We start from the raw sequence: 20,086 nt of genomic DNA, 5'->3' as shown, positions 1-20,086 counted from the left end.
ATTGATATTCATGCCACAACAATCATCATTTAATCCTCATCGATAGAATTTAGAATGATGTTGAAATCAATAATTTCATCTGCGATTTCTGTCGCCATACGTTCATGAGAAATCATAATGACCGTTTCAACTCGCTCTTGAATAATTTTTAAAATTTTCGAACTTGTTTTCTCATCTAAGGCTGCTGTAGGTTCATCTAAGATCAGAAGCTCTGGTTTTTTTAATAATGCACGAATGATGTTTAATCGTTGTTTTTCACCACCAGAGAAGTTTTTATAAATTTCTTGTATATCATCGTCTAACTCAATTTGATTTTTTTCCAGCAAATGGAGTAAATCGAACTCTTTTAGCCAATGTTTAAGCTCCTCATCAGAATATTTGATCTCAGTATTTTGAATCAAATTTTGTCTTAATGAGGTTGAATAAACGATCGGAGTTTGGCTGACCACAGCAATCTGATCAAATATCTTTTCTGAAAATACTGAAGTGATCTCTAAATTTCTAAAGAATAGTCGTCCAGATTTGATCTTTTCTATTCCCACCAAATAATTGAGGAAACTTGATTTTCCAATACCTGTTCGACCTTGAATTAAATATATTTTTCCACACACGATGTCTAAATTAAAATTTTCAATCGTCTGCTGACCTAGATCAAATGTCACATTTTGAAACGAATACGCCACCGCACTTTCTTTCTGTTCCTCAGCTGTTAGATCATTCGTACTGAATGACTCATGTTCCAATTCAAAATATTCTAGGTACTGATCAATAGCCACAATATGACCTTTCAAATGAATGATATTTTGAGACATCATCATTAAAGGAATGGTTAAACCTATAATATAGGTACTGACTAAAACAAAATCACCTGAACTAAAACTTTGATATTCAAACATATAGACTGATAAAACCATGAATACCAAAAGAAAAAATGACACAAATAACAGTTGATATATCATGAGATACTGAAGTTTTTTATAGGTATCCTGAGTCTTTATTTTATAGTCATCGATTCTGCGGCTAAACTCTTCAAATTCGTAATATTTCGAATGACTGAGTTTGATATCATAACTTTGTTGGAGTTTTTCAATCACAAATTGATTCAGTTGATTTCGAGCACCATACATAATCGTAAAGATATCTTGTGTCTTAAAGGTAATGATGAGCGATAAAGCAACTGTACAAGCTGAGAATACGAAAAAATACACACCAAATTCTAGATTGATCGTATTTCCGAGCACATACACCATACCTAAGATTTTAAATACCGTGGGAACAATAACAAAAAATATAGTAAAAATAATTGTACCAAGTGCTTCGCTGCCACGAATTAAATTTGCATTAAATACACCGATATCTTGTTGACGTTGATCTTTTAATTTCAAATCTAGAAAATTAAATACACCAGCTTTAAGCATGGATGCATCAACATTTCTGATCATCATAGACATGGCAAAATTATTTACATTCTTCATCCCCTCATTGAAAAACCAAGCGAGTGCATAAGCAACGGCGAATAAATAGAGTAGATGAATTTGAAAAAAGTCTCGAATCGAATAGTAATGATCAGGCTCACTAGTCTGGTCAATCAGCAGCTTAAACAAATACGGTAAACCAACACTCGTACCAATAATTAAAATTTGAAGTATGGCTAAAACGAAGAATACACTTAATCCATTTTCATCATGTTGACGGAATAACATCCACGCCTTTTTAAATTGTTTAATCTTTTCAGTCATCATTCTTTAAATTAGTTATTTTTTGTGATGACTATTTTAAACACTACTTATCAATAGGTTTTGATATTGATCGTAGAAGCTTTGTACTTATAAAGTAGCTAATCATTGATTCTAATGTCTAAAAACTAAGTTCAATCAGCTCAACTAACGATATTTACCATAAATACGCCACGTGTTGTTATCCGCCAATGGATCGCTATATGAGTCATTTCTTTGCTTACGTGGTTTATCGCGAGCATCAACCAACTCGAAATGAGGCTCAACACTTAAGACAATCCCATTTACATAAAAACGTGTTCTCGTATATTCACTTTGCCCATGCTGAAATACATAAGTTCTTAAATCTATAAATTCGCGATGCGCAACTAATGCAGCAGTGTCATCATGATCCAACCAACGACTCATTGCCAAAACTTGTTCAGGTTCAAACTGTCCACACTTCTCTAATACACTGGCAATACCACGAAAAGTCTTTGATTCCTTTGCACGTGTTTTGTTAATGCGAATTCGATCTACATGAAAATAAAACAGCGGTAAATTTAGATGACTCGGTAAATGAACGGCATCTAAAACCTCGTCTTCCATAAAAGGTTGAAATAAATCTTGTGCCCTTTCGATTAGACCTGTCCACTGCTGGTAATATGCAGCAACTTGCTCTTTGCTTCCATAATAAATGGGTAGACCTTCGACATTCGCAAGATCGGCAGGTGGCCAAATATTCTGTCTCAGTAACGCAATATCACTTTTTAAATTTTGAACTGCGATAGCATCTTGCATAGAAAGGCTCATAAAAATTACTTAGGCTATTTTTAGATTAAGTGAAAGGTTTAGTTTATGCAAGCCTTTGCCTATAATAGTGCTTGAATTAAGTTATTTATTAGGAACAATTCATGGTTCAAAAGATTCAAGCGACTGATGTCACTGAAGAAGAAGCATTGAATGCGATTTTCTTCGAACGTGCTGATGAATTTATTAAGCAAGCCAATGAATTTTGCCGTGTTGAAAAAGGTTCTACTGTTAAACCAGCCGATGCTCGTGGTCAAGTCAGTGCTGCGATGCTATTTGGTACTGCTCGTTTTAACACATGGGTTGCTGCCAATAACTTTAAAGATGGCAATGAAATGCGTGATGCTAAAGAACAAGTGATGTCTTATATCATGCAACAGTTTCATATGATGCTTGAAGATAATTATGACGAATACTGCGAACAGTTTGAGAACTACCTTCGCTTCCGTCGTAATGAAGAGTTTCATGCAAATAAACATGACCACGATCATTAAATAGATTTGCATTGTGTGCATTGAGCCTCCTTTAGGGGGCTTTTTTAATGATTAAACTCTAATATTCAAACGAAAATGCAATTCAAAAAATGATCAATTTCTCGTATGTTATTCTTATTGATGACTCAACTAAGGATAGCGATGAATCAACTCAACTTTCCCATCGTCGATGCACATATCCATCAATGGGATCCTTATCACACACCGCATGCTGCCGCTTTAGCTGTTAAGCTTTTTGGAAAACATCCAAAAATCTTGGATAAAGTCGTTCGTCTCGTAAAACCTAAAGATTTAATAGAGACAGTAGGACTTACAGATTACATCACAGCACCCTATTTACCAGCGGATTACCACAAAGACATTGGACATTATACTGTGAGCCGTGTTGTACATGTCGAAGCCAGCTGGCATCATCAAAAAGGGACTGGCGTTGTAGAAGAAACGCAATTTATTCAGCAGCTTCCTTTTTCTCAAGAAAACATCAAATTGGCTGGAATCGTTGCAACAGCTGATCCTCGTGAAAGCAATTTCAAAAAAATTCTTAAAATGCATAAAAAGGCATCTCCGCATTTTCGTGGTATTCGAAGAATGGCTGCACATCATGAAGATCCCGGAATTCATGCTTGGAACGATGATCCCCATCTCTACACTGATCGAAAATTTTTAAAAGGTTTTGAAGCCTTAGCCCAGTACAATTTAAGCTTCGATGCTTGGGTTTATTCTAGCCAGCTTAAAGATGTTATTGCTTTGGCAAAACGTTTTCCTGAGACTTCGATTGTCTTAGATCATTTGGGCACACCAGCAGGTTTATTCGGCCCAGTAGGTAAACACACAGGAATTACCCAAACTGCGCGAGACAATATCTATTTCCACTGGAAAGAAGATCTTGCAGAATTAGCTCAATGTCCGAATGTATATACAAAAATGTCTGGACTCTTCATGCCAGTTTTGGGTCATCAATTTCATACACGACGAACCTTAGCATCTAAACAACAAATCATTGAATTGGTCTCTCCTATGATTAATCATGCTTTACAATGTTTTGGACCTTATCGTGTCATGTTTGCATCCAACTTTCCGATGGACAAAGTGAGCACATCACTTACAAATATCATTGATGCCTTTAGCGACATTGTCGCTGCCTATAATTCAGATGTTGTTGAACAGATATTTTGTAAAAATGCGCAGCAATATTATAAGCTTTGAAAAAAAGGCTCATTCACGATCGAATGAGCCTTTTTGAATCGTACATTGTGGTTCTAACTTTTAGGCTTAGAAATCATTTCAGGTTGTGGTTTACCGTACTGATCTGCCATAACTTCAACCAAAAACTCAGGCTTAATATATTTTTTGATCACTGCATCTATATCTTTCTTCGTCAGTTTTGCAAATGCCTGATCTCGCTCTAGTCTTGAAAGCTGTGTTTTATTTTGTTCAAGCTGGCTGTTCAATCCACGATGAATACGGCGCTCATCCTCTAAATTCGTGACACGCTGTTTCATAATATTGGCTTTAGCCGCTTCAAGCTCTTGCTCCGTCACACCATTCTTTAATAAGTCAGTGAATACTTTATGCACACCTTGAGAAACTTGAGCTGATTTTCCAGCTGCATAATTAGCACTTACACCTATAGCACCAGCATTGATAAAATTATCCAAACTCAAACTACTTCCAAAGCTGTAAACCAACGCATTTTTTTCACGTAACTCCATGGCAAGGCGTGATGATAATTGTGACTCGCCTAGAATATGGCTCAACACATATAATGCTTCTGCATCAGGATGATTACTACCCACTGGAATGGCAATAACCGCTTGATAATTACCAAATTGACGCTGTTCGGCCAGCGCATGAACTTTTTGAGCAGGATAATCTATATGACTGCCCTGTAAACGTTGGTATGGTTCTTTTGTCTTAGACTGACCTAAAGATGAATTCAAATATTTCAGAATGGCTTTGTCATCAAAATCACCAGTCACCGATATTTGACCATTTTGAGTTGTAAAATACTTTTGGTACAAAGCTTTAATTTGATCATTGGTGATGGTTTCAATTTGCTGCTTTGCTAGCTCAGGTTCAAAATGATATCGCAAATCACCTGGTTCATATCGCTCTACGATTCTAGCGATAGTCAGTCCTGCAACAGTTTCAGGCTCTGTATATGGTCGATTTAATGACGATAATGTTTGTGATTTGATGAGGTCAAACTGACTCTGCTCAAATTTCGGATTATTCATAACGTCGACAATAAACTTGAAGAATTCTGGAAATTTTTCTTTCTTCGCAGATACGTTAATCACAATACCATTATCAACAGCAGACGCAGATGCTCGACCACCCGCCTCGATTGATTTGTCTGCAATATCTTGCAGGCTATACTGCTCAGATGCTCTCAATAGCAAATAAGACATAAAGCCTAGTGCTTCACCTTGATGCTTGAGTGATTGTGCTGTCCCGAAATTTAAAGATATCGATGCGTAAGTTTTGTCATCGCGTGTTGACGTTGGGAATAGTGCATACTGCATCCCATTTTTCAAAGTACCACGCTTGATTTTTTTCTCTAAATTTTCAACATACTGTTTGGAATTTTTTAGGTGCTCAGCCACTTCAGCTTTATACACAGCTGGGTCTTTTAAAGGCTCTTCTTGAGTTGTAACTTGATCTAAAGTTTTTGATTCTTGCTCATGAGCGTCTAGCTCGAGTGCCTTTTTTTGATCCTCAGGCGTAGGTTGTATGTCTCCCGAAATACGATGCTCAGCAACCAAGAATTGATTTATTGCCTGATTAACTTGATCGACATTTAAACTTTGTATCTCTGCTTGATCTTTAAAATATTTTGCCCAATCCCCATTGGATGAAACCACATAATCACTAATGAAACCGCCCACAGAAGAAGCATTGGTCATCATGCTCTCTTGACCATTTTTAATCATGTTTTTGACACGATTTAATTCTGTTTCATTAAATTGATGCTTTTTCTCAATTCCTTTTTCTAGAGACTTGGCAACTTTTTTCTCATCATGATTAGGAGCATACACTGCCCCCATAAAAACAAGATTAAAATCAGGTGTTAACCATGTCGTCGATTGAACCTGTGTAGCCGTACCTGTTTCTACAATATCTTTGTACAAATGACCACTAGGTTGCATTGTAAATAAATAAGGTGCTAAAGCGAGTGCAGTCTGTGTTTTTTGCTGGGCGCCATTGAGATAAATATTGTATTTACCTAAATCACTTCCCTTTTGCACGATAAATTGACGATCTTTGATCTTGGTCGAATCAAGCACTGGAACTTGGGTTGACTCAGGAATTTGACGCGCAGGAATTTGATTAAAATTTTTATCCACTGCTTTCAGGATATCCGCTTTATTAAATTTACCTGCAATCACTAGAACTGCATTATTCGGTGCATACCATTGTCGGTAAAATTGATTCAGTTCCTTCATGTTGATTGACTGAAGCTCAGTTAAATCACCAATCGGTAGACGACCTAGATACTGATTTCCGTAAGCAGATTTCCAAATTTGATCCATCAATACTGAAAAAGGTTGATCCATTCGAACCTCACGCTCTCGTTTTACGATTGCGATTTCTGACGGAACAAATTTTTCCTGAAGTACGAGCTTATCCATTCGCTCTGCCTCAAGATACAGCATTTCATCAATGGCTTTTTTTTCTGGACGGATGACACTCATATACTGGGTAGAGTAGTAGTCAGTCATCGCATTACTCATGAGCGTATGCTGATCTAGACGACGTTGAAACTCATCTCCTTTTACATTTTCTGTGCCTTTAAACGCGAGATGCTCAAGTAAATGTGCTAAACCACCTTTACCTTGTGGGTCATTCAAAGCTCCCGTTAAATACACCATATTCATAAAAATTTTATTTTCTTTAGGTATTGGTGCCAAAATTACCCGTAAACCATTTTCTAGTTTGTATTCTTCAATATTTTGTTCAGTCTTAACCAAAACAGGTTGCGCTAAACCGCTAGAACTGATCGCAACGATCATTAAAGTAAGTGAAAGTTTTTTAAAACGAGTTAGCATTGTTCTTCCAATTATTGATATAAAAAAAATTGATCACACGCCTGACAAGGGTATGATCAATAGGGTTTATGCTTTAAAGGTAAATTTCAGCTTTCATATAAAGTTTGGCATAGCCAGAAATTTCAATTCTTTGATTCTCTTTAAGTTGGCAATACAACACGCCACCTCGTTCTGAGCTTTGAAAAGCAATAAGTTCTGTTTTATTCAATTTCTCAGCCCACAAGGGTGCTAATCCTGTATGCATAGAACCTGTTACAGGATCTTCATTGATGCCTTTATGTGGTGCAAAATAACGTGCCACATAATCATATTGTTCTGATGCTGCAGTTATAGCAATATCAGGATGATCGGATGCTGTAATACAAGTACTAACCTCATATGCTTCAGCAATTGCATTAATATTGGCAAAATTAGGTTTGGCATCAAGCACATCTTGTTCACTTTCCAAGACTAAAATATAAGCTTGTTGATTTAGATAAATTTCCTTGATTGGACGATCAACCACTTCTTTTAATAACTCAGGAAACTCTTCAGTTAAATGAGGGATTCGAACAGGGAAATTCATTGTAATTTTTCCATCATCTTGTCGAGTGATGGTAAAAATTCCTAAATCTTTGACATGAAATTTAATTTTTTTCGCTTGAGTATACTCATTAAAAAGTACATAACTGCTCGCTAAAGTGGCATGACCACAAAAATCGACTTCAACTTTAGGTGTAAACCAACGGATTTCATAATTTTCATCATCAATAATTTTAACAAAAGCCGTTTCAGCCAAATTATTTTCAAATGCAATATTTTGCATGAGTGATGTATCAAGCCATTCTTCACTGACCACTACAGCTGCAGGATTCCCCTTAAACAACGCTGTAGTAAAGGCATCAACTTGATACATTTTCATAAATACACCCTAATATTTCCAAACTTCTAATTGAGAATAATAATCTTTTATCATTTCAAATCATAGATTAATTTCAATCTTGACTATAAATTATTGCTTTACAAAGATTCGTTCATAAACTGTATATTTCTAATGATTTTCCATAAAAAAACCCTCACATGAGGGTCTTTTGCTATTTACGCTTTTTGAGCGCTTTCTTTAAATCTTTTAACTTAGATTCATGCTTAGAAATCTTCTTAAGTCTCGATTTAATTTGATCTTTTAAATCTTTAATTTTTAACTTGGACTTATTCGCCATATCTTATCTTCCTCGTGTCATTCACTTTAAATTGTTAATGATTGAATTTACTGACAAGAATGGGCATTCATCCCTAAATTCCCATTCAATTCATGATTAATGGATTAACGATTTTGTTGATCTAAATCAGATTGCTGTTGTGATTGTTGACGGGACTGTTGCTGATTCTGCTGCTGTTGATCTTGTTGCTGTTGCTGCTGATTCGGTTGTTGTTGATGTGGCTGTTGACCTTGTTGCTGTTGCTGCTGATTGGGCTGCTGTTGATGTGGCTGTTGACCTTGTTGACGTTGCTGGTGATTTTGTTGCTGTTGCTCATTTTGATCTTGATTGTATTGATTACTCATTTCATATCTCCATGATTATCAGATTTTGATACTGATCTTGAATTCTTTTTCACTTGAATGAATTAGACCAGTACAAATAACCATAACCCTTTTGCATGAAACTGCGAGCATAGAGCTGTATCAAAATACTGCATCGTAACTTTCATTCTGTAAGCTATATAAATTTCAGAGGATTAAAATTGATACGTGTTACGAGGCTTACAAGGCTCTCTCATTTGTTTACTTGTATTAACGAGACTTATTCCTTTAGTTTTAAATATGGATATGGATTTGTAGCACCACTCGTTAAATAAATCCCATAATGTAAATGTGGAGGTGTATTGATCGCATTGCCAGTATTTCCCACATATCCTAATACTTCACCGACTTCAACCCAGTCACCTTCTTGGATGTGTGCTGCATATTCATCTAAATGTGCATAGTAATGGCGACTTAACTGAGGTCCTACCACCCAGACGACTTTACCTCCCAAACTGTTTGTGCCGATACGACTTACAATACCTTGTGTTGCACTCAATACAGGCGTACCTCGTTTGGCAAAAATATCAATTCCTTGATGTGTACGACCATTTGAACGTGCCGCCCCCCAAGTATCTGCTAATTGAGTTTCTTTTACGCCTTCAACAGGTATCGCTAATGGCACTGTCAACGCTTGCTGTTGAAGTTTCCAGTACAAATATGGATATTGTATTCCTGCTGTTTCGCCCGAAGTTGGGGGCTGACAAGCAGTAAGCATCCAACTGATTGCAATGAGTGATCCAATAATCCTTTTTTTCATATACAACCCAACATCTTAAATTGAGTTAAATTTTAGCGTCTGATCGACGTTTGCATTGTATTGATTAAATTAAAAGCACTTGTCATAAACCAATAAAAGCCTGCTTATACCGATTAAATCGTCAGAATTACATATTTTTTTTGATCAATACGATACTTTCTTTTTTGAATCACGCATAATAGTCACCAATTCCCCTATTTATTTTGTTTGACTTCATTGATCGAATCCTCAGATCAATTCAGGATGTTCATAAATTCTTGATAAGTCAGACCTTTCACTATTTGCACATTATTGAAGTTTTTATATGAAAATCGTCATTCTCAATAAACCTTATGGCGTTCTCTCCCAGTTTCGTAAAGACGAAGCACATATGACAATGTCTGATTTCGTTGACGATCCGACTTTACGTCTTGCTGGACGTTTAGACATGGACTCTGAAGGTCTAGTGTTTTTAACCGACCATGGTGGTTTAAATCAGTACATTACCAACCCTGCCAATAAGAAATTTAAAACTTATTTGGTTCAAGTTGATGGTGATGTGACTGAAGAGGCTTTAGAACAGCTTCGTAAAGGTGTAGAGCTTAAAGACGGTATAACTCTACCTGCAAAAGCTGTAAAAGTTGGACAGCCTGAGTGGTTATGGGATCGTGATCCTCCTGTTCGTTTCCGTGCTTCTGTACCTACTTCTTGGGTTGAAATTTCGATTTGCGAAGGTCGTAACCGCCAAGTTCGACGTATGACTGCAGCAGTGGGTTTCCCAACTTTACGTCTTATTCGCACTAAAATTGGATCAATCGACTTAGTACAGATGGGTCTTGAATCTGGCGAAACTAGAGAAATTGAACCATTACTTTATCCTGACTTTCAAAATGTTCCTGCAGAAGAGCCATACCGCTCACGCTCTTATGTGAAGAAACCAGGCGGTACAGGTGGCAAGCCGATTAATAAGAAAGTCAATAAAGATGGTACTAAGAAAAAATCGGGTACTAAACGTATTTGGCAAATGGAAGAACATGAGAAACCACGTCGTAAGACCAATGGTACTACTCGCCCAAATACAAAAGCTCCACGTGGACGCGCACGCTAAGCTCAAGCTATTGTAAAAAAAAGTAAAAAGGATGCGATTGCATCCTTTTTTTATACATAAATTAACTTAAATAATCTCTCATTTTAAGTACACTTTTCGATTATTTGCTTACTGTGAGTTGATACTTATGAAAAAATTTTCACTTGCTCTTTCAGGTTTTGCATTTTCAACATTCACATTGGCAAATCCTTTAAGTGTTCATGTGCTTAATCAAGAAACTGGTCTTCCGTCTTCTAATATTGCAGTTACCCTTGAAGCGCAGCAGGGTGAAAAATGGGTAAAGCTCAACGAAGCTAAAACGGATGAAAATGGTCGTATCAAGACTCTATATCCAGCCGAAACAGATCTTCAAAAAGGTGTTTACAGAGTAACTTTTAAAACTGGCGACTGGTTTAAAGCAAACAACAAGCGTACTTTCTTCCCTGAAGTGCCAGTGGTTTTTGTGATTGATGGTAGTTTAGATCATTACCATATTCCGTTGTTATTAAGTTCTTATGGTTATTCAACCTATCGAGGGAACTAATGTTTTTTTGTTAATCATTTATGACACAAATTTAGCTCACATTATGTGAGCTTTTTTATTTCTCTATTAATCTTAAAAGTTTAATTATCCTATTCAAAAGAATAAGGATTTCTTATGAACATAAAAAAAGCTTTCCTAAAGGCTATTACGCTGCTTTTATTTTTATCAATTCTTTACTACTTCTTTTATGCATTGAATGAAAACAAGTTATCGCACTATTGTGATAACTATATTTGTCTTGAAATCTTATCTTTAGCTGAATTTCTTGGGATAATCACAGCTTGGATCAGCCTATATTTCGTACTGAAGTCCCTAGAATCATGGAAAGATGCCTATAAATTCCATACAACAATTGAAACTTTATCCAAGTTTGAAGAACTCAAGATTATTTCAAATCAATATCACACCATCTTATACCAATTAAAAAACTCACTCATCCGCGCTAAAGGTTATGAATTACACAGCTCATTTGATTTAGAAGAGCAAAAATACGAAGATAAATTCAATAATCTGTATTACTACGACAAATTAATAAATCTTCAACAGTGGCTTAATCAAGAAAAAAATGTGAACAAGCATAAAGATTTTAAAGAAGTTTTAAGAACTTTTGAAACTGCTATAGATTCTGCTCATAGACTTGTTTCAGAAGCTCATTTAAGTGAGGTAAATTATGGTCAAAATTACGCTACAGAAACCGACATAAACAGAAGAAAAGAATCTATAAAAAAGGTTCAAATTGCTTTTGAAAAATACTCAAAAGACAAAACAATATTTGAAAAGCGTTTGGAAGTTCTAAGACGAAAACTGTAGTTATGAAAAACCCATAGCTAAGCATGGGTTTTTCATGAACTTTATAGTCTAAGTAAATTAAGCTTTAAGCCATTTCTCAACTTTAGATTGATCGGAAACCTTAAGATCTACTTCAGTGAGTTCACTACCACCCGATTGAACTTCAAATTGCATTAATTCATCACGACGGAAAGCATGCACATTAAAAGTACCTTCCAATTTTGCATACTTGTCGAGTTGTTTAGTGGTCGCCTTTAAACCATCAACTGCGATGATAATATCATGAGCAGAAAGCCCAGCTTTAACACCAGCGCCATCACGACGAGCAGACTGAATTAATACGCCTTCAGGTTTATCTAGAAGTTTTAAACCAAATGGTAAAGATTTATCATGCTTTAAAACATAGTCTAAGCCAAATTCAGGGAACAATTGATCAAGCGGTAACTCATCCGTGGTATTAATCAAATGATTAATTTGTTCAGACCAATCATCACCTGTTAATTCTTGGCATAATTCATAGATGGTACGTTCATGAACCTGTATACCCTTTTGCGCATTTTCATACAGCTTACGCATCAATGCATCAAGACTTGAACCTCTTAAACGTAAACCTAAATCTAAACACAGTGCTACTAAGCAACCCTTGTTATAGTAACTTGTGCCAGCATTGTTAGAGTTTTCATCTTGACGATAGAATTTGACCCATGCATCAAAACTTGACTCTGCAACAGTTTGAACAAAACGACCTGGATTTTGCAAATAACGATCGATCTGCGCCTTTAACAACTTCAAGTAAGATTCCTGAGAAATCACACCACTACGCAGTAGAATCAAATCATCATAGTAGGACGTAAAGCCTTCAAAAATCCACAGCAAAGAGGTATAGCCCTCTTTGTCTAAATCATAATTCACAAAATTTTCAGGGCGAATAAATTTCACCAACCATGAATGAAAATATTCATGGCTACACAACCCTAAGAAACGCTGATAATCAGCGGAAGGTTCAACAGGCTCATTGGACTTAGGTAGATCATCACGTGGAGAAATCAAACTGGTTGAGTTCGGATGCTCTAAACCACCATAACTATTACCCGTCGCGATGGTCATAAAGGTGTAGTTTTCGAAAGGTGCCGAACCAAACATCGATATTTCTGTCGCACAGATTTTCTCAATGTCTTGTTTCATACGTTCGATATTCATCGCATGTTTGCCAGAGATCACAAACTCATGCGGAATACCATTTGCTTCAAAAGCAAAACGAGTTTGATCTGCAAGCTCAAATGGTGCATCAATCAATTCAGCGTAGTTTTTTGCCTTAAGCGTATAGCGACCACGCACTAAACTTTTAGATGCCAATCCTGTAGCGAGTTGGAAATGTTTCAATTCATCTGGCAAAAATAACTCAACTTCTACCGCTTTATCTTCTTGTCCTTCTAAACCTAAACATGCACAAGCAGGATTCACATATAAGCGTGTTTCATCAACATAAGCACCACGTACTGAGAGGTCGTATGCATAGACGTCGTACTCAACCGTAATCAGCTCAAAATCAGTATTAAATAACTGCCACTTATTTTTTTCATTTTTACGAATCTTGAGTATTCGACCATCTTCATCATAGGCACGAACAGACTCAATATGTTTTGAAAACTCTCGAATGAGATAACTTCCTGGAATCCAAGTTGGCAAGCTCAATACTTGAGTTGGCTGAGCAACGAAACGAACAGTAACGTGAATGAGATGCTGACGAAAGTCGTCAAATTCGATCTGATAATGCAACATAATGTCTTAATTGAGAAACTATAGAACCAACTTGTATTTAGATTAGCATTTTTTTACTTGGAGTTGCGCGATTCGTATTAATTGTCTACAAATCTGACTAGAGTTTCAGAAAAAAAAGGCATAGCATGCGGTGTGCTTGATGATCTATGCCATTGGATTGGCTTATATAGGTAAACCCGTTGAAACTCTACTCTGCTCTACTCATAATTTTTAGTTTTTTTATAGTAAATATCACACATGCTTCCTTGTTCGAAGTTGCACCAGAAAGTTTAGAAGCTGAAGCATGGACTGTCTTAGATCCACAATCAGGTCAAGTCATTACTGAACACAATAGCCATGTCCAACGTGCACCAGCTTCGTTAACCAAAATGATGGTGGCATACATCGCTCTGAAAGACATTCAAGCAGGTAAAATTAACAAAAATGAAGTTATTACTGCCTCACCAGTCGTCAATGTAGTTCAATGGGATGAGTCTCAGATGTATCTGAAGCCGACTCAAAAAATTACGATTGATCAGCTTTTGGCAGGCTTAATTATCATGTCTGCCAACGATGCTGCTGTCACATTGGCTGAACGAATTTCAGGATCAGTGCCTGCATTTGTTCAACGCATGAATCAAGAAGCCAAAGCGCTAGGCATGAAAGATACAAACTTTGCCAATCCAGCGGGCATTACAATGGACATGCACTATTCAACAGCGCATGATTTAGCCGTGCTCGCACAAGCGCTCACCAATGAAACACCCAATTACCTTGACTACTCGAAACAGCAAAGTTTTACTTACAATCAGCATTTTCACCGTGCAACGAATATCTTACTCAAACAAGATGCCACTGTTGATGGTTTGAAAACAGGGTTTACTCGTGCTGCAGGCTATAATCTTGCACTCACTGCGAATCGACCAACTCAACAATTTGACCTCAATCAAAGAAGACTTATTGTTGTGGTACTCGGTGCTCAAAGTGGCTTCAAACGCGCTGAAATCGCACATCAGCTTTTAAACCTATCCTATGCTTATACACGCAATGAAATTGCAATTAAAAATAAGCAACTAATTGCTGAACTCCCTGTAGTCGCATCTACCTTAAAAATGTTCAAAGTCGAAACTAAAAAGCCAAGTATCGTGACGACCTCTTTGTATAACGCGAATCAAATGATTGATATGCGTAATTTTGACAATCAAACTCATCGTTTGATTCAAGCAGATGCTTTTGGATTCACTTCAGCTCTTGAGCCTTTACAGCAAACTCAAACGCATATGAACGTCGAGCTACTAACACAATCATTAACCGCACCTATTGCGCAAATTCAGCAGTTGGCACGTATTCATATCTATCAAAATAACAGACTCATTCAAACGGTATTGATTGAAGATGAACTTCAAATTGATGAAGCATCATGGTTTGAAAGTATTTTGAATTGGTTTAAACAATTATTTAGTTTTGGATCTAGCAGTACAAGTCACCCAAAAATCTATCCTTTAAACTGATTGCAGTTTTTTATTGTAAATCTGTAACTTGTAATACAAAAAGAACAATTCTTTTAAAAAAGAGATGGCATATTAACCCCATCTCTTTTTTATTTATGACGCCATAAAAATAGGAATATTAAATGTCGAATCTTCATCATATTGTCATTGTGGGTGGTGGTGCTGGTGGCTTAGAACTAGCAACACAACTGGGTGACACGCTGGGCAAATCGAAAAAAGCAAAAATTACATTAGTGGACCAAAAGCTTACACATATTTGGAAACCACTTTTACATGAAATTGCAGCAGGTACGTTAAGCCCTAGTGATGAAGAAACAAACTATTTTGGTCATGCTGCGAAGCATCATTATGAGTTTGTATTGGGTAAATTCGAACAATTAGATCGTGAAGCCAAGACCATTCAATTGCTCAAACCTGTTGCATCGACCTATGACCAATCTACTGATCATTTAACGCTAAGTTATGACACTCTTATTCTGGCGGTTGGTTCGGTTTCCAATGATTTCAATACTTCAGGTGTGCAAGAACATTGTCACTATTTAGATAATCCAAAACAGGCTGAACAGTTCCAGCAGCATCTACTTCATCTTTATATCGAAGCTCAAAATAATAATGACCATCGTGAGCTGCATATTGGCATTATAGGTGCAGGTGCAACTGGCGTTGAGCTTGCAGCGGAATTAGTTCAAGCCAAACAAAACTTCTTTAAATATGGACTTAATAAAATTGATCCTAAAAACGTCAAAATTTCACTAATTGAAGGCGCGGATCGTATTCTACCGGCTCTTTCTGAAAAAATGTCAGACCACAGCACTAAGCAGCTTAAGCGCATGAATGTGGATATTTTAACGTCTAAGCGTGTCGAAAAAGTGGATGCTGATCAAATTTACTTTAATGATGGAAGTTCAATTCCAGCACAATTAAAAGTTTGGGCTGCAGGCATTAAAACTCCAGCAGTGATTCAAAACCTAGAAGGCTTCGAAAAAGATCGTATGGGTCGCTTACACGTATTTGCAACACTCCAAACAAAAGCAGATCCGAATGTTTTTGCATTCGGTGATTGCGCATACTGTATTCTAGATGCCCGTGAAACAGCTTTAGGACCGCGTGCGCAAGTTGCAAGTCAACAGGCTGCTTTCCTCGTTGATGCAATGAAAGCGCGAATTTCAGGGAAATCACAACCGATGTTCAATTTTTCTGACAAAGGCTCACTTGTATCTTTAAGTGAGAATAAAGCAGTTGGTGAATTACTTGGTCAGGTCAATGTTCAAGGATTTGTGGCGAAGTCGATGTATGTATCGCTTTACCGACTGCATCAAGCCACGATTTATGGTTATGCACAGGCAGGGTTACTCACAGCCAAAGATTTTGTGACCAGAAAAATAGCACCTAAAATCAAATTGCATTGAAAAATCTAAAAGACGCCCCAATGTAATATTTAAGCGTTATAAATTATCGAAACTGCATTTTTTTTAGAAAATTGTCTACAAAAATTGGTTTTCACTTTATGATGTACCCTTAAAATATTTGAATGGATCATTAACATGACAGTTATTGCAAATGACCTTGTGGTTTTATTTAACTATAAATTGACTAATGCAGAGGGTGAAACTCTCGATCAATCTCAAGGTGAACCACTTGCATATTTGCAAGGCGCTGGCAACATTATCCCTGGCTTAGAAAAAGCAATGTTAGGTAAAACGACTGGTGACAAATTTACAGTAACGATTCCTGCTGCTGAAGCTTATGGTGAGTACAACACTGATTTAGTTCAAGAAGTACCTAAACAAATGTTCCAAGGCGTAGACAACATCGAAGCTGGTATGCAATTCCAAGCGCAAACTGATGATGGCGTTCAAATTGTGACTGTTAAAGCGGTTGAAGGCGAAAACGTAATCGTTGATGCTAACTTCCCGCTTGCTGGTCAAGACTTAACATTTGATGTTGAAATCGTTGAAATCCGTGAAGCAACTCAAGAAGAGTTAGATCACGGTCACGTTCACGGTGTAGGTGGTCACCACCACTAAGATCTACGGATTTTAGGACAAAAAGGTGAAGCTTCTGCTTCGCCTTTTTTTTATGCAAAAAATTACAATGCTTAACGATTTAAATGATTCAAATTCTTATAATTTCCTGAGGATATTTGGATATTAATCATATGAATCTCATTTGGTTTCGTCAGGATTTAAGAGTTAGGGATAACACGGCGTTAATGGAGGCAAACCGGCATGGGAATACTTGTGCGGTGGTGATACTTTCGCCTCAACAATGGAAATTGCATGATGATGCAGTGATTAAAATTGACTTTTATCTTCGCCAACTTAAATCACTTGAAAGTGAGTTAAAGCAATTCAATATCCCACTTGTGGTGGAAATCGTTACCCAATGGGACGATGTACCAGCTAGATTATTAACTTTCGCAAATAAATATCAAATTACTGCGATACACGCCAACATTGAAATCGGCGTGAATGAGTTACATCGTGATGCGCAAGTCCAGACCTTATTAGAATCGCATCAAGTGACTGTCGAGTATTATCATGACCGCACAATTTTCCCACTTGGATCAATTCGCAATAAGAGTCGCCAGCCTTATCAAGTTTTTGGTGCTTATAAACGTGCATGCTATGAAATCTTGAATATCTCTGTTCCTCAACCACTCGCTGTACCGAAAGTACAGCCTCATGAGCTTATACAACGCTTTCATACTTCCAAAATTCCATCGATACATGATTTTTATCCTGATGCTCAGATTAAATATCAATGGCCTGTTGGAGAGTCATTTGCACTACAAATGCTCGAGAAATTTGTTGACGAGAATTTAGAGACGTACAAACAACAACGCGACTTTCCAAACATTGATGCAACCAGTCAATTATCACCGTATTTAAATCTAGGAATTATTTCGATTCGACAATGTTTGGCTGCAATTTTTAGTCGCTCAAACGGCAATTTTCATCTCTACTCTGATGGTCAACAAACTTGGTTAGATGAGTTATTATGGCGAGAATTTTATCAACACATCCTATTTGATTTTCCAAGATTATCGAAATATCAACCATTCAATTTAAATACGTCTAATGTGCCATGGCGTGATGCACCCGATGAATTAAATGCTTGGAAATTTGGACAAACGGGTATTCCAATTGTGGACGCTGGAATCCGTCAAATGCTTCAAACAGGTTGGATGCACAATCGTGTCAGAATGATTGTCGCCATGTTCCTTAGTAAGAATTTGCTCATCGACTGGCGTAAAGGCGAACAATGGTTTATGCAACATTTGATTGATGGAGATTTAGCGGCAAATAATGGTGGCTGGCAATGGTGTGCTTCAACAGGTACAGATGCTGTACCTTATTTCCGTATTTTTAACCCCATTAGTCAATCACAAAAATTTGATAGTCAAGGTGATTATATTCGCAAATGGGTACCTGAATTAGCTCATCTTGATGCGAAAATCATTCATGAGCCTTATGCTAAAAATCCGAATCTTAAACTCAATTATCCAAAACCTATTATTGATTTAAAGATGAGTCGACAGCGCGCATTAGCTGCTTTCAAATCAGCTAACTAATGCTCGTTCTAAATTTTGTTTGGCTTGATTTTCTAAAGTGTCATGAAAATATGCTGTTTTATAAATGGATTCCATTTGATAAAAGCTATTAAGAACTTCATTTCGTTTTAATGTATAAATTTCAGAGGGTACCCAACTGAATTCTTGATGAATTTGCTGCTGATATTCTTCAAAACGTTTAGCGTTTGAACCGAGAATTGCAAGATCAATATCAAGTAAATAGTTAAGGTCTGAATCAACTGAAGCACGATGCTCTTTGGTCGCTAATATCCACTGATAAATTTTCTCACATCTCCTCATCTCCATGTGGGGAGATATGATGTTCAGCATCATATCAGCACTTTGTTGTTCATTATCGTGTGCCTTAGGCTCATATATGACATCATGAAACCAAAGAGTTATAGAGACTGATAAAGGATCTTTTAAATTTGGTAGAACCAATTGTAAGTGATCCATACATTCAACGATATGCTGCACTGTATGATAATGCCGATGAGGCTCACTGTAATGAACTTCTAATCTATCAAGAATAGATATGGAATCCTCTGAGGATAGTTCAAGCTGTTGTGCAGTAGCGGCCCAGTATCTTCTCAACTGTTTTAAATATGAATCAATCATCAGACACCTTGCCCCGCTACCGCCTATTTATTTTCAAGCAGCCTGCTCATCACGTTTAAATACGAGCTCACCTTTCAAAGAACTTTCAGCATCGAAATAATAGCCATCCGTATTGAATGATTTAAGATCATCCACAGTATTAGGTTTATTTTCGATAATATAACGTGCCATCAATCCACGCGCTTTTTTTGCATAGAAACTTATTACTTTATATTTTCCATTTTTCTGGTCTAAAAATACGGGCTTGATAATTTCAGCTTTAATTTTGCTTTCTTTCACCGATTTATAATATTCATCGGATGCGATATTGACCAATAAATCACTTTTGGCTTCTGATAAGTCTTGATTGATCAAGTGGGTAATTTCATCTCCCCAAAATTCATAAAGATTGTGACCTCGTGGATTTGTTAATTTCGTGCCCATTTCTAAACGATAAGGCATCATTAAATCCAGTGGTCGGAGTAATCCATAGAGACCTGATAGCATTCTTAAATGGCGTTGAGCATATTCTAAATCAGCTTGCGTAAGCGAATACGCATCCAGACCTGTATAAACATCGCCCTTAAAGGCAAATATTGCTTGGCGTGAATTTGATAAATCAAAGTCTGATTGCCAATCTCTAAAGCGTTCCACGTTCAGATTCGCAATTTTTTCACTTACACTCATTAATTTGGCGATTTCTGAAGCAGACAATTTACGACTTACGTCTATAAGCTGTTGTGAGTGGTCAAGCAATCTTGGTAAAGTATGTTCATCAGTTGGAAGTGTAGATTCATAATCTAATGTCTTAGCAGGAGAAATTAAGGCAAACATAGAAACCTGATCAAAAAACAA

19 protein-coding genes are annotated in these 20,086 nt (G+C 36.8%); 9 read left to right on the top strand and 10 right to left on the bottom strand.

The genetic code is table 11. The features are described 5' to 3' along the window. Positions 1-29 precede the first annotated feature (29 nt). The gene (locus AC1M9C_RS06180) at positions 30-1,739 is read right to left on the bottom strand and encodes an ATP-binding cassette domain-containing protein (protein ID WP_481953382.1); all 1,710 of its coding nucleotides are present in this window, start codon (positions 1,737-1,739) and stop codon (positions 30-32) included. A gap of 144 nt (positions 1,740-1,883) precedes the next feature. Beyond that, the gene (locus AC1M9C_RS06175; protein ID WP_481586409.1) at positions 1,884-2,516 is read right to left on the bottom strand and encodes a hypothetical protein; all 633 of its coding nucleotides are present in this window, start codon (positions 2,514-2,516) and stop codon (positions 1,884-1,886) included. Between the two features lie 113 nt (positions 2,517-2,629). On the opposite strand from AC1M9C_RS06175, the gene AC1M9C_RS06170 reads away from it, so the two are divergent. Next, positions 2,630-3,019 (top strand): DUF3144 domain-containing protein, encoded by a 390-nt coding sequence (locus tag AC1M9C_RS06170; RefSeq protein ID WP_481586410.1) that lies wholly within the window; start codon positions 2,630-2,632, stop codon positions 3,017-3,019. Between the two features lie 141 nt (positions 3,020-3,160). Further along, positions 3,161-4,225 carry an amidohydrolase family protein gene (locus AC1M9C_RS06165; protein ID WP_481953381.1) on the top strand — a complete coding sequence of 355 codons (1,065 nt, stop codon included), beginning with the start codon at positions 3,161-3,163 and terminating at the stop codon, positions 4,223-4,225. Positions 4,226-4,278: 53 nt separating this feature from the next. On the opposite strand, the gene AC1M9C_RS06160 is transcribed toward AC1M9C_RS06165, so the two are convergent. The 5 genes from AC1M9C_RS06160 to AC1M9C_RS06140 form a co-directional block, all read right to left on the bottom strand. Next, positions 4,279-7,068 carry a M16 family metallopeptidase gene (locus AC1M9C_RS06160; RefSeq protein WP_481953380.1) on the bottom strand — a complete coding sequence of 930 codons (2,790 nt, stop codon included), beginning with the start codon at positions 7,066-7,068 and terminating at the stop codon, positions 4,279-4,281. Between the two features lie 73 nt (positions 7,069-7,141). After that, entirely contained in the window at positions 7,142-7,969 is an 828-nt protein-coding gene (locus tag AC1M9C_RS06155) for a PhzF family phenazine biosynthesis protein (protein WP_092767133.1), read from the bottom strand. Positions 7,970-8,141: 172 nt separating this feature from the next. Next, positions 8,142-8,267 carry a hypothetical protein gene (locus AC1M9C_RS06150; RefSeq protein ID WP_257219857.1) on the bottom strand — a complete coding sequence of 42 codons (126 nt, stop codon included), beginning with the start codon at positions 8,265-8,267 and terminating at the stop codon, positions 8,142-8,144. A 104-nt stretch (positions 8,268-8,371) separates the two neighbouring features. Continuing rightward, entirely contained in the window at positions 8,372-8,611 is a 240-nt protein-coding gene (locus AC1M9C_RS06145; protein WP_481586413.1) for a hypothetical protein, read from the bottom strand. A 238-nt stretch (positions 8,612-8,849) separates the two neighbouring features. Then, positions 8,850-9,389, bottom strand: coding sequence for a M23 family metallopeptidase (locus tag AC1M9C_RS06140; RefSeq protein ID WP_481586414.1), 540 nt, complete (start codon positions 9,387-9,389; stop codon positions 8,850-8,852). 304 nt (positions 9,390-9,693) lie between these two features. Here AC1M9C_RS06140 and AC1M9C_RS06135 point away from each other — a divergent pair, with 304 nt between their 5' ends. The 3 genes from AC1M9C_RS06135 to AC1M9C_RS06125 all read left to right on the top strand — a co-directional run bounded on the left by AC1M9C_RS06135 (position 9,694) and on the right by AC1M9C_RS06125 (position 11,809). After that, the gene (locus AC1M9C_RS06135) at positions 9,694-10,476 is read left to right on the top strand and encodes an rRNA large subunit pseudouridine synthase E (RefSeq protein ID WP_481586415.1); all 783 of its coding nucleotides are present in this window, start codon (positions 9,694-9,696) and stop codon (positions 10,474-10,476) included. A gap of 127 nt (positions 10,477-10,603) precedes the next feature. Next, the gene (uraH, locus tag AC1M9C_RS06130) at positions 10,604-10,999 is read left to right on the top strand and encodes a hydroxyisourate hydrolase (protein WP_481586416.1); all 396 of its coding nucleotides are present in this window, start codon (positions 10,604-10,606) and stop codon (positions 10,997-10,999) included. A gap of 114 nt (positions 11,000-11,113) precedes the next feature. Continuing rightward, positions 11,114-11,809, top strand: coding sequence for a hypothetical protein (locus AC1M9C_RS06125; RefSeq protein WP_481953379.1), 696 nt, complete (start codon positions 11,114-11,116; stop codon positions 11,807-11,809). 57 nt (positions 11,810-11,866) lie between these two features. On the opposite strand, the gene AC1M9C_RS06120 is transcribed toward AC1M9C_RS06125, so the two are convergent. Next, entirely contained in the window at positions 11,867-13,570 is a 1,704-nt protein-coding gene (locus tag AC1M9C_RS06120) for a M61 family metallopeptidase (RefSeq protein WP_481586418.1), read from the bottom strand. A 179-nt stretch (positions 13,571-13,749) separates the two neighbouring features. Here AC1M9C_RS06120 and AC1M9C_RS06115 point away from each other — a divergent pair, with 179 nt between their 5' ends. The 4 genes from AC1M9C_RS06115 (at position 13,750) to AC1M9C_RS06100 (ending at position 18,634) form a co-directional block, all read left to right on the top strand. Beyond that, positions 13,750-15,060 carry a D-alanyl-D-alanine carboxypeptidase family protein gene (locus AC1M9C_RS06115; RefSeq protein WP_481953378.1) on the top strand — a complete coding sequence of 437 codons (1,311 nt, stop codon included), beginning with the start codon at positions 13,750-13,752 and terminating at the stop codon, positions 15,058-15,060. Between the two features lie 122 nt (positions 15,061-15,182). After that, positions 15,183-16,469 (top strand): NAD(P)/FAD-dependent oxidoreductase, encoded by a 1,287-nt coding sequence (locus AC1M9C_RS06110; protein WP_035267310.1) that lies wholly within the window; start codon positions 15,183-15,185, stop codon positions 16,467-16,469. 135 nt (positions 16,470-16,604) lie between these two features. Continuing rightward, complete coding sequence (locus AC1M9C_RS06105; protein WP_092767151.1) at positions 16,605-17,087, top strand: FKBP-type peptidyl-prolyl cis-trans isomerase; 483 nt, start codon at positions 16,605-16,607, stop codon at positions 17,085-17,087. Between the two features lie 131 nt (positions 17,088-17,218). Beyond that, positions 17,219-18,634: a cryptochrome/photolyase family protein gene (locus AC1M9C_RS06100; RefSeq protein WP_481953377.1), complete on the top strand. Its 1,416-nt coding sequence runs from the start codon at positions 17,219-17,221 to the stop codon at positions 18,632-18,634. Here AC1M9C_RS06100 and AC1M9C_RS06095 read toward each other — a convergent pair. Continuing rightward, a complete protein-coding gene (locus tag AC1M9C_RS06095) occupies positions 18,623-19,252 on the bottom strand; it encodes an HD domain-containing protein (RefSeq protein WP_481586422.1) in 630 nt (209 codons plus the stop codon). The two genes, AC1M9C_RS06100 and AC1M9C_RS06095, sit on opposite strands and share 12 nt — an antisense overlap. Before the next feature lie 33 nt (positions 19,253-19,285). Continuing rightward, positions 19,286-20,065, bottom strand: coding sequence for a peroxide stress protein YaaA (gene yaaA / locus AC1M9C_RS06090; RefSeq protein WP_481586423.1), 780 nt, complete (start codon positions 20,063-20,065; stop codon positions 19,286-19,288). Between the last annotated feature and the right edge of the window lie 21 nt (positions 20,066-20,086).

The sequence above is a fragment of the Acinetobacter sp. 24-47-39 genome, assembly GCF_056783825.1.
The sequence above is the reverse complement of the archived record's forward strand: the minus strand, read 5'-3'. Positions and strand labels throughout refer to the sequence as shown.